Below are 16,683 nucleotides of genomic sequence, written 5' to 3'. Positions count from 1 at the left end.
AGGGACTGATTCATATGCGTATTGGAGTTACATCAGACATCATCTTTAGCCAAGATGAACCCTTCCGTCAAAGAGAAGGTCATTTTGCCCAAAGGACCTTGATGAATTGTTTGCTAGACAACAACATCACTCCAGTTATCTTTCCGGTTGGAAAGCCAAGCATGGCTGCTGAATTATTAGAAACTGTCGATGGAGTTATCTTCACCGGTGGTCCAGATGTATTGCCTAAGTATTACGGCGAAGAACCAATTGCCCAAATTGGTCGTACATTTGAAACTAGAGATGAATTCGAATTAGCGCTAGTTAAACAAGCAATTAGAATGCACAAACCAATCCTAGCAATTTGCCGCGGATTACAAATCGTAAACGTTGCTATGGGCGGAACATTGTACCAAGACATCGGTGCTCAATTCACCCCACAAAACGGATTACCACAATTACAACACGAACAAAAAGCAATCGGATACTCACCTGTACACCACATTAGTATCGATGAAGATTCATTGCTAGCCAAGACATTTGGTGCGCGTGCGTTCGTTAACTCATTCCACCACGAAGCAGCTAAGGATGTAGCCGAAGGACTTCACGTCGTAGCCCGTGCCGATGATGGTATGATTGAAGGACTAGAAAACGACGACAAGTCAATTCAATGTGTGCAATGGCACCCAGAAAACATGTGGGATCAATACGATGAAGAAAACCAACTATTCGTTGACTTCTTCAACCGTGTTCACCACTTCTAGACAAAATAAAAAAGTCGACCTAATCAGGTCGGCTTTTTTATTTGTTGGTAACTTTGATTGCACGTAGGAAGAAGAAACGTTCGAATCTTCTGTGCATGTACTCAACTTTTAGTCCTCTGTTTTCGAACTCGTTGGCATATTTCTTTGTCATACGAGGAGTGTTTACCATAAAGATGGTTCCCTTATCAGCAACTACACGAGCGATTTCAAAAGCGATATCGGTGTAAACTGACTTCTTAGGGGTACTCAATTGGTTACCATTTGCAGAGATAGCGGTGATAACATCGAATTCCTTATCATCGAATGGTAGGTTTTCGATATCTGCAGTGGTAATTTCAATACGGTCTTTAACGTTTTCTAGGTATGCATTTTTTTCAAGGCGTTTGATGGTGTATTGGTATTTATCTTCAACACCATAAACTTTGTTTAGTTTAGTATCACGAGCTAGCTTGATTAAAGCATAACCAGTACCTGTACCTAAATCTAATCCCTTATCCTTACCTTCGAACTTATTTTCATCAACGAATTGACGAACGAAGTTCTTCTTGAAGGTAACACTTCTAAATAGTGCCCAAATCGCAATTAAAATTAAGATTAAAACGTACATGTAAAATCTTTTTTTGTGGTCTAAAGCAATTGATCCTAAAAGACATAGTGCCCCAATGATTGCAGCAGCAATAATGTATGGTTCATCAGTCTTGTATCTGTACCAATGCTTTACCCAGCCGGTAATTTTTTTCATTATTATGTATCCTTTCTAAAAAACACTCTGAATATATAATAACAAATATAATCCAAATTACTTAAAAAATAAATTGATTTTTCAAATAAAATCGATGAATTAAGAATTCTTTAAAGCATTTAAACTAAGATTTAACATCTCAACGAAACTGGATTCTGCCCTCACCTCTGGGCTCTTAAACCAGCCAGTTCCGACGTTTAAAATGTCGCCAACCACCAGGCTTCTAATTAATCGACTGGCCTTTAATAGCTTATCTGATTCAATGTAACTTTCCAGCATGCGATCCAATAAAACTTTCAATTCATTAAAGGCATCCGTCACAATTTTGTATTGGTTGGTACGGTGATGTGAAATCACAAATTGCGCCAAATTGATGTGTCTGACGCCCATTTTTCTAAACATTAGAGATAGTGAAATGACGCCATCATGGCCACTTTTGCCGAATGTTTTGGCTTGGGCAATTGTACAAGCTGATGAAATAACAGTCCCAACAATTGCGTACTCTAATTCCTTTTGGTTCTTAAAGTAGTTATATAACGATTGAGATGTAATCTTCATCTTCCTAGAAATGATGGAAAACGTGATTTTGTCACCCTTTTCAATCATGATGATTGCGGTTTTTATAATATCTTTCTTTGAAATTGTCGCTGTTCTCACATCGATGCCTCCAAGCATATAAATTGATAATTACATATTGAATGCTATAATTACATATTGTAATTAATAAATAGTAAAAAAGCAAATAACTTAATTTAGAGAGGATTATGATCATGTCTAGTATTATCTTTTTAGTCGTCTTTGGAGTCGCGGTTGGAATGCTAACCATCCTATTAGGTGGTGGTGGAGGTGCCATTTATCTAGGAATTTTGACCGGAGTCATCGGTCTAAACGCGGCCAATGCAGCATCTACTTCCTTGGTAACTAGTTTACCTCCATTAATCATCGGGGCAATCAGTTACTACCGCCAAGGAAAAATTGACGTCAAAATTGGAAACCAAATGCTAATTGCCGCACTACCATCAGTAGTAGTTGGTTCCATCCTATCTCATTTCATCCCGGATTCATTTTACAAATGGATTATCGGTCTAATCATGATTATCTTAGGTGTTAACATGCTTAGAAAAACCAAACCCGTATCCGAAGCAGCCATCGATAACAATGGCCACGATCGCCTAAAGGCATCCCTATACGGATGTTTAGCCGGTCTGATGGTTGGAGTTGCTGGAATGAGTGGTGGTGCAGTCATCACTGCCGGACTATTCATCCTAGGTCTTGAAACATTCAACGCAACTGCCACATCAACATACGTGTTGGCGTTCATGTCCACTGTTGGTATGTTATTCCATTTAGCCGGTGGATCAATCGATTGGCACGCCGGACTACCACTAACCGCCGGAGCAATCGTTGGTGCTGTTGTTGCCCCAATGTTAGCTAGTGGTCTTGCTAAGAGCTCAATTAGTAATTACCTAAAACCATTTATTGGAATCATGTTAGTCCTACTTGGAATTAAATCATTACTATAAAATAAAAAGACCTGACGTTTGTCAGGTCTTTTTTGATTGTTATTTAATTGCTTGTAATTCTTGTTGTGTTAACCACTTGTGGTTCTTCATAACCATCTTAGTCTTAGTATCCTTGAATGTTACTACGTAAGCAGGTCCTTTGTGAACCTTAACAATCTTACCTTTAGCACCCTTCATATCGTACATATGATCGGCTAAAACAGTTACTTTTTTACCAGCTTTTAGGGCACCCTTTGCTTTTAGTTCGCTAGCTACTACCCACTTGTGGTTCTTAACCATCTTGCCGCCGTTTGTTGGCATGAAGTCAATTTCATATAGGTCGGTCTTGTAGACACCGGCAACAGTGGCCTTAGCGTTGTACATACCTTCCATGTGCTTAGCCTTTAGCGTTACCTTTTGGCCAACGTGGAATTTAGCATGAGTAGCTTTCTTCAAGCCCTTTGGTAGTTTAGAGTTCATGTTCATTTCTAAACCATCCATCATCATGCCACCCATCATTGAGTGTTTCATGTTCATCTTCTTTGAAGATTCTTTAGTCATCTTCATAGTTGATTTCTTGGCGGTAGTCTTCTTTGCTGACTTCTTAGTCATCTTCATTGATGATTTCTTAGCAGAATTCTTGGTAGCTTTCTTAGTAGTCTTCTTTTCCATCTTCATTGATGACATGTCATGCATGTTACTCATTGAATCAGCATTTGCAGCTACACCTGATAGTAATGATAGTGATAAAGCAGCAACTGAAAGTGAAGTCATAATGTTTCTTTTCTTCATTATTTGGCACCCCTTATAAAATATGTTTTACATTAAATAATCTTGCTTGATTAAGAATATATCAAATCCGCCTTTCTTTGTCTACAAATGTAACCCGAAATATTAAAAAAAATTACAATCTTCTGAAGATGTAGAAAAAAATCTAATTATAAGTTAAGATAGTTATAATATTATATGAAAGAAGGATTCATACATGAAGTTTCAAAAAAGCATCATGACCGCTTTAGCCGGTGCTGTCTTAATTGCTACACCTGCTGTTGCTGCCAATGCCAGCTCACTACCAAGCAAATCTTCCAGTTACTGGAATCAAGCACGTGTCGTTACCACTACTAAGAACATTGTGGCAACCGAACACAAGGTAGTTAAGAAGAACATATCTAAGAAAGTTCTAAAAAAGGTTAACATCAAAAAGGGAGTCAAAATCTCCGTCACTCACGTGAAGGGAAACACTTGGAAGATTACTGGTGTTAAGACTCCTAAGAACACCGTTCTAACAACTAGCCAAGCTAAGACTACTTGGATGAAGCAAGTCGCTAAAAAAACTGCCGCTAAGAAAACTACTAAGGTAACTACTAACACTAATAATAACGTTCCTTTATACGCGGTTACAAAGAAGACCACTGTTTACGGATATGCTATTAAAAACAACACCATCCAATCCAAGAAGATCATCAAGAAGAGTACCATTGCTAAAAACCAAATTGTTTTAGTTAGAAAATTAAATGACGGTCAATGGATGCTAATCGGTGGAAGCGTTCCAGAAATCAAGAACGGTATCTGGATTACTAAGACCACTAAGTCAGACTGGATCAAACGCGTTCCCGTTTACATTACCAGCAAGAAGACCGTTCCTAGCAACGATTTAAGCACTAAGGAAGCTAAAGATGCTTACTACGCATTGAACACTCCAATTAATACTGGTAAGACTGTTCTTAAGTTTGGTGATCCCGTTAAGGCGATGAAGGTCGACGATTCAAACGACATGTTAGTAATAGATGGCAAGAGCTACAAGGTTACCATCAACAACAACCAACCTTACGCTATCTCATCAAACACACTAGTATTGAAACTAGCTAACGGAACCACTGGTCTACAATCACTATACAACCCAGGTGATAGTCGTGTAATTCTTCCAAAGACTTACACCCCAGCAAACGGTGATCAATGGTACCAATACAACCAAAAACAAGGCAACTACAAGGTTTACGTATACGCTTCTTCATTAGAAGGATGGGTATTCCGTGAAGTATTTACACCAAAGCAAACTACTTCAACTAATACCACCACTTCAAGAACTACTAACACAAACCAATCAACTGGTACTACCAACACTAATACCACTACTACTAAGTAGATAAAAAAGGACTGACAAAAATGTCAGTCCTTTTTATTTTTATTCAGCTTCTCCGATGGCACCGGCGATGTCATCCTTTGAGAAATCGTGTTTCATAAAGTCATCATTTGATGATGGTAGTTTTTGCACTAATTCATCAAGTTTTTGAACCTTAATATCACCAGAAACCATTTCAAAATCTAGTAAATGGCCCCCTACTGATTTGTCGTCAGCCAAGAAGTGAAGGTGGAATCCACCAACGGCTGCACCATTGAAGATTTGCGGTGAGAAGTATCCAATCACAGTTCCTTCAACGTCTTCAGCATCGAATTCGTTTTGTTTATGAGCACATTCAACAAGGGTTGGGTATGGCTTTTCTTGCTTATGAACTGATCTAGCCTTTACAGACTTGAAAGTTCCGTGCGCCTTCACAGCGTAGAACACGTTGTTCCAGTCTAACTTGGAAGATACCTTTTCTTCTAGGTCTTCCATCTTAACTAGTGCATGCACGTTAGCTAAATGTTCAAAACTAGCAAAGTGCACGTCACCGAATGGCACCATAAAGTCATCATCTAGTTCGTTAACCTTACCATCACCATCGATTTGGTAAGCAACGCCGTTTAAGATAACTAGTTCACCATCTAACCCGTCACCAGTACCGATACCGGTATCACCGTGTTTTAATAGTTCTTTTAATGGTAGAGTTCCTTCGAATAATCCGGGAACTAACATTGCTAATGTACCGTATTGGTACAAGGTATTAGTATTAGCATTATTCATTACTTTTCATCTCCTAATTGATTTATTCAAGTTTATCACAACACATTAAATATAGATAAAAAAATAACCGATACCTACGACAGTATCGGTTATTGATGGAAAAATTAAAATCACTCAGTGCCTTGAACAATTTTAATTTACGATCAGCTTATTTATGGAATATCGATTCACGTAAGAACTGGTTTGCTCTTTGTTTACTAATTATATTCAGGGAAGAATTCATAATCGTTTTTCTGGAGTGAGCATACCATGAAAGTGCATAGTAATATTTATATGAACACATGCAAACGTAATAAATGTTTTAACTTTATTTATCTACTTATGGACGAGAGAATTAATTTACAAACTCGGGGAAATTCATAAATTAACGGATTTTTATCTGCTACTTACCAGCGCGACTTGATAAGCAGCAGAACTAGAGATAGTTTTATAAGAAAGTGTATGAATAAAGTTCTCAAAGAAAGTTAGACTAAGGTTACACGATTTCATGATAGTAATTTGTTGTGGTTCTCAGTGAGTCGATGCACAACCAAAATTTATTATTATTGGTGTTATGTTATGCTACAATTCCACGGCTTTTAAGCAATTCTGAAGGTGCATAAATCACTTGCTAGACAAATTCAGGGGCATCTAAATCAAGTAATCATATTCTAATAAATAAGCATCTAGAGTTTAATCGCGAGGATTAAACAAAGGGAAGACTAACAATCTTAATAGTTGCGATAACGATTAAGCTGTTAACCAACTCTTCGAAAACAATAATATAATTTTGATAAAACACTGTCAAAACGGCAATCAATAGACTTTTATCAAATTATTTTTTACTAAGTCCGCTATAAACTAGGCTTTTGATTTTTTATTTATACAAGTAGTTCATTTTGTATATTTAAAACTTAATCAAAAATAAAAAAGAGAAGAAAATCTTAATATTTTCCTCTCTTTTATTTTTTAAATGATTAAAATACGGCTTTGTATAGGATTGCAGCAAGGGTTGCACCAATGATTGGCGCTACGATTGGCACCCAACTGTACTTCCAGTGTGAGCCACCCTTGTTCTTGAATGGACAAAAGGCGTGTACAATTCTTGGCATGATATCCCTAGCAGGGTTCAATGCTGGTCCGGTTGGTCCACCGAATGAAACAACCAAACACATTACTAGAAAACCAAGTGCGATAAAATCAGCGCGTGGATCTAGTTTGTCGGCAGTCATTGCTAACGCACCCAATACCAATAGGAATGTTCCGATTAATTCGTTAATGAAACCATTTAGGTAACTGTGAGCTGAGTCAATGGTTGCAAAAGTTCCCAAAACACATTCACAGTTAGTAGTCTTGTCATAGTATGGCTTGTAAGTAAGTACCACGGCGATTTGACCAACGGTTGCCCCTAATAGTTGAGCAACAATATATGGTAATACTTCGTGCCATGGGAATTGGTTTGTAAAAGCCAAAGCAAGTGTCATAGCGGGATTAATTTGGGCTCCGGAAATTGTCGCAAACATCATTGCGGGAATCATAACCCCGATTCCGTATCCAAAACCAATTAATACCCATCCACCATGGAAACCTTTAGTTCCCTTCAATTCAACATTAGCAACTGATCCGTTACCCAATGCGACCATGATGGCTGTTCCAATAAATTCAGCGATGCATCTAGTTAATAGCGTGTAATGATCCAAAATTTTCTACTCCTTTATATAAACTACACAGTATTTACTCCATCATCTTTATCTTGCTCAAGTTCTTCCATCCGTTTGATAAACGGCAACGCTTCTACAAACCAACCTGGCGGCATAAAAAAAGAGTTGTAAAATCCGAATCGATTTTATAACTCTCGCCATAATTTCTTTTCCAAATTCATATGTAGTAATTTGTTGATAGTATGTTAAACCATAACAGTATATCGATAATCTTGTTGAAACGAGTTATTAGACAGTGTGTATAACTTTTTGATTATTGTTAATTTCTAAAAGTTTTCAATAATCAAGTCAATGTTTTGCTAACAACTCAGCAAAAATAATTATATGACCCACACCACTGTTTTTCAATAACTAATAAAGATTATTTAACCACTTTTTATAAACATTTAATCGTTACTTAGAATTCAATGATTTTAAGTTAAGGTTAACTTATAAAAAGTACCCTTTCTATAAATACTTTTTATATCAATCATAATTAAAATATATTTTAAACTTTTTTGTATAAACTTAATTAAATTTGCAAAAACTTAAGTATTTATCTCGCTAGATAAGATTATAATTATAAGCATGGCAAAGATTTAATGTAATTCACATTACTCAGCCCTGAATAGGAAAAATTTATAAGGGGGATTTAATCAGAATGTTTATTAAAAGCAAATCCAAGAAAAGAATCGTAATGTCTTTTCTAAATTTATCGGCTCATCAAGACATTAACACAATTAGTACAAATGACATCATTGAAAACGCAAATATTTCTCGTGGTACTTTTTACAATCACTTTAAGAATAAAATTGACATCGTTAACTTCATCGAAACTAGCATCAGCCATTCTTTAGATGAACAATTTGTTAACGTTGATAAAAATTATGATAACTTTTTCTATATTCTAAGCGAAAAGGTATTCCCAATCGTCTACGATGATCGTGAATACATCAAGGTTCTATACGAATTCTACGAACCACAACTATTCTCATTTTTAAGCAGTCATTATTCCAAATTCCTAGTTCCTTACTTCGAGAACTACGATGAAAAGGAATATGGCATCCCTAAGTACTATGTGTTAACTTTCTTCTTCAGAGTCATTTTAGACGCGATTATGTCATGGATTTCACAACCAATTCCATTATCAGTTGAAGAATTCAAGAAGGTATTCTACCGCCTAATCAACACTTCAATGACTGAAATTTGTGGAATTGTCATCAGAAGATAAAAAAGAAGCCCAAAAGGCTTCTTTTTTTTACATATTATTTTACGAACTTAACGATTTCAGCATTGAATGCATCTAAATCATCAGGAGTTCTGCTTGTGACTAGTTTGTGTTTTTCATCTACTACGACTGGTTCATCATGAACTTCAGCACCGGCATAGAATAGGTCATATCTGATTGTTGTGTATGCAGTCAACTTCAATTCACTTGCCAAACCGGTTTGAATAAAGAATTGAGGACCGTGACAAATTGCAAATACAGGCTTATTAGCCAATAGGAAACGTTTTACAAAATCATTGAAACGATCATCTGCTCTCAATGCATCTGGAGAGCCACCGCCAGGTAATAGCAATGCATCATAATCATCAAAGTTGGCATCGTCGATACCTAAATCAACCTTTTGTGTATCACCATGTTCACCGGTAATTGTGTTTCCGGCCATGTCTTCGATAATTTCGACTTGATGACCCGCATCCTTTAACGCCTTCATAGGTGAAGTTAATTCAGAATCTTCGTATCCGCTGGTAACAATTGCAGCAATCTTACTCATAGATACAACCTCCTTTTTTCTTTCTTCACCATCCATGGTATTAGGGAAATCCATCGATTACAAGTTTTTGGTTTGTAAAAAAATCATGATTAAATTATGAATAAATAATTTAAATTATTGATATTTGTCCCCTAATTTGATTAAAATACTAATAGAACATATTGAGGAGATATAGTATGAATAAAACTTTTAAGATTTTCCTTGCACTTTTTACTTGCCTACTAGTATTAAGTGCTTGTGGTAAGAAGAAGGTAGAAGATACCAATCAAACAATTTCTGGTCCAAAGCCTTCCCTATCAGATGCCTTGAATACATCAGGTATCTCATTAGAAAAGTACCAACAAATCAAGTACACCGATCAACAATTACACGGTGGTTCAAGTTACAAAAAGGTTGTTAGCCTACTAGGAAACCCATCTAAGACTACCGACACTACCCTTACTAACAATGACACGGCAAAGCAATATACTTGGCAAATTGGTGGTAACGCACAACTACAATACATATTTGTAATTGTTTACAAGGACAAGGTTTTAAGCAAGGGTTACCAACAAAACACCGCTGCTAAAATCGTGAAGAAAGCTAAGATTGAAAAGATTGCTAAGAACACTTCATTCTCAGACGTTCAAGCAACTTTAGGATCACCACTTTCACAACAAGAAGCTGATGGAATGTCATTTATGACCTACCAATATGACAATTCACATGCCTACAACCTTACCTTTAAGGATAAGAAGCTTAGTGAAAAGCAATCAGTTAGTCTAAACACTAATAACTAATAAAAAAGAACCGATATTATATCGGTTCTTTTTTTACATGATATCAATATATCCTTCATCCCTTAATGAATCTAGTGTTTCCAAAAGATCATCGGTACTCATGTTATCAAGGTGTTCCAAGAATTTCTTTTCGTAGGTGTCGATTAAATCATCAAAATAGGACTTAATTGTTTTGGGTTCCAATTGACGATACATTCTCATCTTATCTTCTGGTTTACGAAGGTCGAATTGATAGTATTGTTGGAATTTTTGAACGTACCATGCCCCCTTAATCTTCGCACGGTATGTCATAATTCTTTCGTCTGTCCAATACATATAATCACCTCATTTTATTCGCTGTAATAGAATAATTATATAACAAATTAAAATTAGATGACAAAATTTTACCAATAAAAAAAGATATCCAGATGGATATCTTTTTATTTTTTACTTTTGGCCACGTTCGTAAGACGCATCAAAGACCTTGAAGTCATGATCATGTAATTCTTTAGCAGCATCTGCTAACCAGTTAGTGTTTCTTAGCAATGCACGTCCTTCCATAATCAAGTCAGCTTGATCATTTTGTAGGATGTATTCGGCTAATCCAGGGTTATCTAACAAACCAACAGTTGAGACATCAATATCTACCGCTTTTTTAAGTTCAGTGGCAAATGGAGTTTGATATCCGTCATGAACTGGGAAGTTAGGTCCCTTTGGTAATAATCCACCGGTTGAAACATCAATTAGTTTGATGCCGGCTTCTTCTAACCACTTACCGATTTGTTGCCAATCTTCCATGGTGTTTTGCAAACCACTTTCATCGTAATCGGTTAGTGATAAACGAATCCAGACTGGTCCAGCAAAGTTTTCCTTCACAGCATCGATGACTTGAGAAACAATGCGGAAACGATTTTCTAAACTGCCACCGTATTCATCATCACGTTTGTTAGAAACGGCTGATAAGAATTGGTTCAACAAGTAACCATGAGCACCATGAATTTCAATCATGTCTACCCCGGCATCACTAGCACGTTTGGCAGCTTGGCCGAATTCGGAAACAATGTTTGCGATATCTTCTCTGCTTAATTCAACAGGTGTATTGCTGTCATCGCTAAATGCAATCGCACTTGGTGCAACTGGAACATCTTCGTCGGCTGCCTTTCTACCAGCATGGTTCAATTGAACCCCTACCTTTGAACCTAGGTAGTGAAGTGAGTCAACCAAACGACTGAATTCACTAACTTGTTCGTCATTCCATAATCCTAGGTCGTTGTTACTAATACGACCTCTTGGGTCAACGGCAGTTGATTCGGTAATAATCAAACCAACACCGCTAATTGCACGCATCCCATAGTGAGCAAAGTGAAATGGTGTCGCGATTCCATTTTCACGAATCACTTCATAGGTACACATTGGTGACATCACTACTCGATTCTTAAGAGATAGTCCACCAACATTTGCCGGTGCAAGTAATTTTGACATATTCATCTTCCTTTCGCTTACTTAATGTAAGCTATTATACTCGCATAATTATTAAAATAAAAGAAAAAGACACCCTCTCGGATGCCTACTTAGTCAATGCTTTCATCGCGTTATTGAAACAATCAAGTGAACAGTTAATTTCACCTTTGATGATTCTAAACTTACGATCAACATATTCTTGTGTTATTTCACGTTCATCTGTTTCATTTAAGTACTCCACTAGATGGTCGATATCTCGAATGACGTTGCTGTCACGGTTGGTACCATCTAGTGCGTTAATGATGTGTGAACGCGTTCTCTTTAATGTTAGTAAATTGTTGTCAATTTCTTCTCTAGTCATCGCAATCCACCTCCAAATATTATCCTATTAATTATAATGATGTTTCATCAATTAACAAATATTTAGTTCTTGTCGGTTTCAATTGATTTGATATTCTTGCGAACTAGGAACAAGTTAATTCCGGCTAAAATAGTGGTAGCAATGAAGACTCCACGGTAGCCACCAATTAATACGACCGCTGAACCAATCATTGGACCAGTCACGTTTCCGGCAGCTTGAAAGCTTTGGTTCCAACTAAAGACCTGACTAATTCGGTCGTGTGGACTGTACTTAGCTAGGATTGCTTGAACCGTTGGTAACAATGCCGCATCGGAAATCCCGATTAGAAAACGCAAGGCACCTAATTGCCAGACATTTTGCACGAATGTCGTTAGGAAAAAGACACCCATCGAAAATACCAATCCGAATTTCAAGATTTGATGCGAACCAATCTTATCGCCCAAACGACCAAAGAACGGTGCGACCGATATCATCGCCACCCCGTTGATGGCTTGGATAATTCCCGCGGTCAACGCAATATTAGTCGATGTTGGATCTAATTGTTTAACGTACAAACTCAAGATTGGTGAGATTGAGTTATTAGTTGCTTGAATAAATAAGGTGGTTAAAAACATTCCAAATAAGATTTGCTTAGTTGGAATTCCAGATAAGAAATGGGGTTGTTTTTCCCCTTTTTCATGTGGCACTGGCTTGAAGTTTTCATGAACGAAAAAGATACTTAGGATGAATGCTACCATCATTGCTAATCCAGTAATTAAGAATGTATAACGGTAGCCAAATGTATCGGCGATTAATCCACCAATCATTGGTCCGATTAATGTTCCTGATACGTTCCCTGTCGCTAGTTTTCCTGAAGCATGACCTACATGACTCTTTGGCGTTTCAGCAGCCACCAAGGCGTTGGCGTTACTGATAAATCCAGAAAAGACTCCTTGTAAAAGACGAAGGACAATTAATTGCCATGCACTAGTTACCAGACTCATTGCACCAATTACGACGGCCATCCCCAAGGATGCTCTAAGTAACATTGGCTTTCGACCGTACTTATCGGCCAAGATACCCCACAATGGCGAAACAATCATCTTCACTAGAAATGGCGCTGCAAATGCCATCCCACTGTAAATTGATGTTTGCGTGGCGTTGTAATCGCCCAGTTGACCTATAAATAATGCAATGAATGGACTGATACTACTAAATCCGATTCCAGCTACGAATGTCCCAAACCATAAGACGTTTAGGTTTTGTTTCCAGTTTATCGCTCGATCACCCAAGGGTGAACTCATCTCCTTATTTTTGAAATCTTTGACACATAATTAAGAATTATAACACTTAAGGAAAGTTTCTGTAATTATTAAGTAATCTTTAAGTTTTTAGGGATATATTCTAGCCTGATATCAATTGTGATAATATAATTTAGACAAATATTTCAATAAGGGGTGAAAACCATGCAACAAACACAAAGTTTCTTTATGCTTTTCGCATACGGTGTCTTTTTATTCGGTGCCATCTGTATGGGTATCGGCTGGTTCTTCTTCAAGCTTCGTGCGATGTCTAATCAACCTGCTTGGGACGGAATCGGTGGTAAATTAATTAAATTTGGTTTATTCATTGTTGTAATCGGGGTAATCCTAGTTGGATTAGCTGTATATTTATTAGGAAGTAGATAGGTAATTAATTATGAAGAAAACTATTAAAATGATCGCCGCTGCCGCTTTAATCGGTTCAGTGCTTGCTTCATCAGCACCAGCTGTGACTTCTCATGCTAGCTCCGCTAAAAACGAATCTGCATTAATTAAAAAATTCAAACAACAAACTACTGATGATGCCAAAGTCGCAACTACCAAATCAATCAGTAAGTTAACCACCGCTGACTTGAATAACTTTATTCCAACTCAAGCGATGAAGGTTTCTGGTAACCAAGTTACCGATCCTGGTTCCGATGCAAACTTCGTAACCAAGATTAACTACAAGGCTAAAAAGAATCCTAAAAACGTCATTAAGTTACCTAAGGGGTACACTAACGCCGCTTTGAAGAAGGCAGCAAGTCAAAAATCCATTGGTAACTACAATCTACAAGTTGCTATGGGTAAGATTGGTCTAAAAGGTTTAGCAATGAACTCATTTACACCAAGCAAGAAGGACTTAAGTCGAAACGTTAACCTAAACAAGATGACTTACAGCCAAAGAAAAGAACTTACTCAATTTGCTTTGAGCATCTTAAACCCAGCAATTAAACAAGCTAAGGGAATCCAATACAAGTCTTCTAAAAACACCATTGCCGTTGCCCAAACCTTTGCTGATGTTTACAGCAAGGACAACTGGAACAACACTGGTAAAAAGACTGGTCATGACTTAAGAACTAGATCCGTTGCTTCTAAGAAGTACAACATCTCAGATGTGGCCGAAGAAAACTACAGTGATAACCCATCGTTTGCTTTAACTAGCACTAAGCTTAAGAAGCGTGTCGTAACCATGGCCGCCTTAAAGCACGCTGTATACAACTCAATTGCCCTTCAATTATTTGAAGACGGCCCATCATATTGGGGTCACGCCACTGCTTTAATGAACTTAGACATCCACAAGAAGTACCAACCAAACTACTTTGCGGTTGCCTTTGACAAATTCGGTGGTATCCACTTCGTAATGGTGCCACACAACAAATTAGTTAATAAGAAATATGTTCCTGGAGCACTGGTATAGTGTAAAATGGAGATAAACAAAAGCTCACAATTATTTGTGAGCTTTTTTATCCTAAGAGATAAGGATGATATATATGTATTTAATACCTTTAACATTAATAATTTGTATCGGCCTTTTATGTTGGTCGTTTTATAAGAAAAAGGCAACATTTTGGAATGGTTTCCTATTCTTAATGTCGGTGTTTGCTCTGGCTGGGAACGTGATGTTCTTCTCACTAATCAGTAGTAGTAAGATTTTACACGTCATCTTTTTAGTCATTGCCTTGGCAATCATGGTTACCTTAACGTTAATCTACGCCTTACACGCCGTTCTATTAATCTGGAACGGAATTATCGTGTGGCGACGAGAAAGTCACTCACTAGCCAACTTGTTAACATTAATCATTGGTGTCTTCTTGTTGATTTATCCGCTAATGAGTTTCCTATTCTTGCGCAAACTGATTCCAAAGCCATACAATCTAATGATTGAACACTTTACCGAAATGGGTTCATTCTACATGATTAGTATCTTCTTGATTTTCTCCTTTTCAGTCTGGATTTGTAACTTCTATCGTCCAAAGCCTGACAAAGACTTCATCATTGTATTAGGTGCTGGTCTGCTAAACGGAAACGAGGTCTCCCCACTATTGGCATCTCGAATTGACCGTGCGATTGATTTCTATCAAAAACAAATCAATGTTTCCGATAAACATCCCCTAATCATCTGTTCCGGTGGTCAAGGTGGCGATGAAAAGATTCCAGAGGGTGTGGCCATGAGAGACTATGTCCTACAAAAAGGCATTAATCCAGACGACGTTGTCGCAGAAGATAAATCGGTCAACACGATTCAAAACTTCGCGTTTTCTAAGAAGATTGTCGATAGATACAAATTAGATCCAAATAACGGCATCTTTGTTTCAAACAACTATCACATCTACCGTGCCACAGCTTACGCTGAGAACGCCGGTATGAAAATCAGTGGTATTGGTTCAAAGACCAGTGGATTCTTCCTACCAAACGCGATTATCAGAGAATTCATCGCTATTTTGATGAAACACAAACTCGCTAACCTACTAATCATTTTATTGTTCGTCGTGATTGCGGTCGCTGACAAATTATAATAAAAAAGCATCGAGTCTCCGATGCTTTTTTATTTAGGCAACGTACGCCACAATACAGGCCAGCAGGATAATTCCCACGACGACCATTGCGGCTACCAATAATTTGTCTTGTTTCATATTTTTACCTCTTTTTGTAACCTTAGTTTAACATTTATTCGATATTATTACTGCTATACTATTATCAACAAAGAAGGTGTAACAATGAAAAAATTCTTAATTCTATTAACCCTTATGTCTACCTTTGCGGTATCAACAAACGGTTATGAAGCTTTCGCTAAGGCTAAAAATACTAAACCATATATCTACAGTGTATCCGACGAGAACAATCATGGTGTCGGGGTCATCAATTCAAAGCATTATGAATATTTATACACTGATTTAACGTTTACTAAGCGTGCCAAACGATTATACCAACTACAAGATCAACCAGTGACCGTTGGTACCAGTTACCACGTTCAAAAATACAAAAACGGTAAAAAAATTCAAGCAATCTACCAAGCCCTATACCAAAATCATCAACTAATCGGATACGCTTGGCACGGTGCCATTCAATTAAATAAGACCGCATCATTTAACCATCAAATGGCGGTTAACACGATTGGGGTCATCAATACCGCTAGAAGCTACAATGGTCTAGCCCCACTTCAACTAGACTATGATCTGGAAAAAGATGCCAACGACAAGATTACTTCAATTGAAACTAGTCCAGTTCCCGCTAACTCTGATAGCGTTTCGTACTGGCAATTCAGTGATGAAAACAACTACCGTGGAACTTCATTAAGTTGGATTTTGTACTCCGACATCTCAAATAGTTCCGATGCAAACTACACCAAGTTATTAACAGATGGTAATATCACAAAGATTGGGGTTGCTGCCAAGAATACCAGCATCTTAAACGGTCAAACCAACCAATCAAATAACTACTATGTCGTTATCGAGACAAAATAAAAACGTT

Annotated in this window: 19 protein-coding genes; 9 read left to right on the top strand and 10 right to left on the bottom strand. The window is 37.4% G+C overall.

Features of this window, described 5'->3' with window-relative positions; genetic code table 11:
- The first annotated feature begins 14 nt into the window (after positions 1 to 14).
- Positions 15 to 743 carry a gamma-glutamyl-gamma-aminobutyrate hydrolase family protein gene (locus tag J3U50_RS00220; RefSeq protein WP_301945309.1) on the top strand — a complete coding sequence of 243 codons (729 nt, stop codon included), beginning with the start codon at positions 15 to 17 and terminating at the stop codon, positions 741 to 743.
- A 37-nt stretch (positions 744 to 780) separates the two neighbouring features.
- On the opposite strand, the gene J3U50_RS00215 is transcribed toward J3U50_RS00220, so the two are convergent.
- Together J3U50_RS00215 and J3U50_RS00210 are read right to left on the bottom strand one after the other, a co-directional pair.
- Positions 781 to 1,485: a class I SAM-dependent methyltransferase gene (locus J3U50_RS00215; RefSeq protein WP_301945308.1), complete on the bottom strand. Its 705-nt coding sequence runs from the start codon at positions 1,483 to 1,485 to the stop codon at positions 781 to 783.
- A 99-nt stretch (positions 1,486 to 1,584) separates the two neighbouring features.
- Positions 1,585 to 2,142 (bottom strand): TetR/AcrR family transcriptional regulator, encoded by a 558-nt coding sequence (locus tag J3U50_RS00210; protein WP_301945307.1) that lies wholly within the window; start codon positions 2,140 to 2,142, stop codon positions 1,585 to 1,587.
- Positions 2,143 to 2,255: 113 nt separating this feature from the next.
- On the opposite strand from J3U50_RS00210, the gene J3U50_RS00205 reads away from it, so the two are divergent.
- A complete protein-coding gene (locus J3U50_RS00205) occupies positions 2,256 to 3,008 on the top strand; it encodes a sulfite exporter TauE/SafE family protein (protein ID WP_301945306.1) in 753 nt (250 codons plus the stop codon).
- A gap of 39 nt (positions 3,009 to 3,047) precedes the next feature.
- Here the strand turns inward: J3U50_RS00205 and J3U50_RS00200 are convergent, their stop codons facing one another.
- On the bottom strand, positions 3,048 to 3,779 hold the full coding sequence (locus J3U50_RS00200; protein ID WP_301945305.1) for a YdhK family protein: 732 nt from the start codon (positions 3,777 to 3,779) through the stop codon (positions 3,048 to 3,050).
- Positions 3,780 to 3,972: 193 nt separating this feature from the next.
- Here J3U50_RS00200 and J3U50_RS00195 point away from each other — a divergent pair, with 193 nt between their 5' ends.
- Positions 3,973 to 5,133 (top strand): hypothetical protein, encoded by a 1,161-nt coding sequence (locus J3U50_RS00195; RefSeq protein ID WP_301945304.1) that lies wholly within the window; start codon positions 3,973 to 3,975, stop codon positions 5,131 to 5,133.
- Between the two features lie 39 nt (positions 5,134 to 5,172).
- Here J3U50_RS00195 and budA read toward each other — a convergent pair whose 3' ends face one another.
- Positions 5,173 to 5,892 carry an acetolactate decarboxylase gene (budA, locus tag J3U50_RS00190; RefSeq protein ID WP_301945303.1) on the bottom strand — a complete coding sequence of 240 codons (720 nt, stop codon included), beginning with the start codon at positions 5,890 to 5,892 and terminating at the stop codon, positions 5,173 to 5,175.
- 956 nt (positions 5,893 to 6,848) lie between these two features.
- A complete protein-coding gene (locus J3U50_RS00185; RefSeq protein WP_080997960.1) occupies positions 6,849 to 7,571 on the bottom strand; it encodes an MIP/aquaporin family protein in 723 nt (240 codons plus the stop codon).
- A gap of 661 nt (positions 7,572 to 8,232) precedes the next feature.
- Here J3U50_RS00185 and J3U50_RS00180 point away from each other — a divergent pair.
- Positions 8,233 to 8,802: a TetR/AcrR family transcriptional regulator gene (locus tag J3U50_RS00180; RefSeq protein WP_053792115.1), complete on the top strand. Its 570-nt coding sequence runs from the start codon at positions 8,233 to 8,235 to the stop codon at positions 8,800 to 8,802.
- A 34-nt stretch (positions 8,803 to 8,836) separates the two neighbouring features.
- Here J3U50_RS00180 and J3U50_RS00175 read toward each other — a convergent pair whose 3' ends face one another.
- Positions 8,837 to 9,349 carry a type 1 glutamine amidotransferase domain-containing protein gene (locus J3U50_RS00175; protein WP_301945302.1) on the bottom strand — a complete coding sequence of 171 codons (513 nt, stop codon included), beginning with the start codon at positions 9,347 to 9,349 and terminating at the stop codon, positions 8,837 to 8,839.
- Positions 9,350 to 9,525: 176 nt separating this feature from the next.
- Between J3U50_RS00175 and J3U50_RS00170 the strand changes: the two genes are divergently transcribed.
- Complete coding sequence (locus J3U50_RS00170; protein ID WP_301945301.1) at positions 9,526 to 10,128, top strand: DUF3862 domain-containing protein; 603 nt, start codon at positions 9,526 to 9,528, stop codon at positions 10,126 to 10,128.
- 33 nt (positions 10,129 to 10,161) lie between these two features.
- Here the strand turns inward: J3U50_RS00170 and J3U50_RS00165 are convergent, their stop codons facing one another.
- The 4 genes from J3U50_RS00165 to J3U50_RS00150 all read right to left on the bottom strand — a co-directional run bounded on the left by J3U50_RS00165 (position 10,162) and on the right by J3U50_RS00150 (position 13,212).
- Positions 10,162 to 10,443: a hypothetical protein gene (locus J3U50_RS00165; RefSeq protein WP_301945300.1), complete on the bottom strand. Its 282-nt coding sequence runs from the start codon at positions 10,441 to 10,443 to the stop codon at positions 10,162 to 10,164.
- A 111-nt stretch (positions 10,444 to 10,554) separates the two neighbouring features.
- Entirely contained in the window at positions 10,555 to 11,589 is a 1,035-nt protein-coding gene (locus tag J3U50_RS00160; protein ID WP_301945299.1) for an NADH:flavin oxidoreductase/NADH oxidase, read from the bottom strand.
- An 85-nt stretch (positions 11,590 to 11,674) separates the two neighbouring features.
- Positions 11,675 to 11,929 carry a hypothetical protein gene (locus tag J3U50_RS00155; protein WP_054605876.1) on the bottom strand — a complete coding sequence of 85 codons (255 nt, stop codon included), beginning with the start codon at positions 11,927 to 11,929 and terminating at the stop codon, positions 11,675 to 11,677.
- 62 nt (positions 11,930 to 11,991) lie between these two features.
- Positions 11,992 to 13,212, bottom strand: a complete 1,221-nt coding sequence (locus J3U50_RS00150) for an MFS transporter (RefSeq protein ID WP_301945298.1) — start codon at positions 13,210 to 13,212, stop codon at positions 11,992 to 11,994.
- A gap of 162 nt (positions 13,213 to 13,374) precedes the next feature.
- Between J3U50_RS00150 and J3U50_RS00145 the strand changes: the two genes are divergently transcribed.
- The 4 genes from J3U50_RS00145 to J3U50_RS00130 all read left to right on the top strand — a co-directional run bounded on the left by J3U50_RS00145 (position 13,375) and on the right by J3U50_RS00130 (position 16,676).
- Positions 13,375 to 13,596: a hypothetical protein gene (locus J3U50_RS00145; RefSeq protein ID WP_053792122.1), complete on the top strand. Its 222-nt coding sequence runs from the start codon at positions 13,375 to 13,377 to the stop codon at positions 13,594 to 13,596.
- A 10-nt stretch (positions 13,597 to 13,606) separates the two neighbouring features.
- Entirely contained in the window at positions 13,607 to 14,629 is a 1,023-nt protein-coding gene (locus J3U50_RS00140) for an SEC10/PgrA surface exclusion domain-containing protein (RefSeq protein WP_301945297.1), read from the top strand.
- Between the two features lie 172 nt (positions 14,630 to 14,801).
- Positions 14,802 to 15,728, top strand: coding sequence for a YdcF family protein (locus tag J3U50_RS00135; RefSeq protein WP_301945296.1), 927 nt, complete (start codon positions 14,802 to 14,804; stop codon positions 15,726 to 15,728).
- Between the two features lie 201 nt (positions 15,729 to 15,929).
- Entirely contained in the window at positions 15,930 to 16,676 is a 747-nt protein-coding gene (locus J3U50_RS00130; RefSeq protein ID WP_301945295.1) for a CAP domain-containing protein, read from the top strand.
- Positions 16,677 to 16,683: the final 7 nt, after the last annotated feature.

The sequence above is a fragment of the Lactobacillus sp. B3795 genome (assembly GCF_026535805.1).
In the GTDB taxonomy this organism is placed as follows: Bacteria; Bacillota; Bacilli; order Lactobacillales; family Lactobacillaceae; genus Apilactobacillus; species Apilactobacillus kunkeei_C.
Note: the sequence above shows the minus strand (reverse complement) of the source record. Positions and strands in the feature narration are given on the sequence as shown.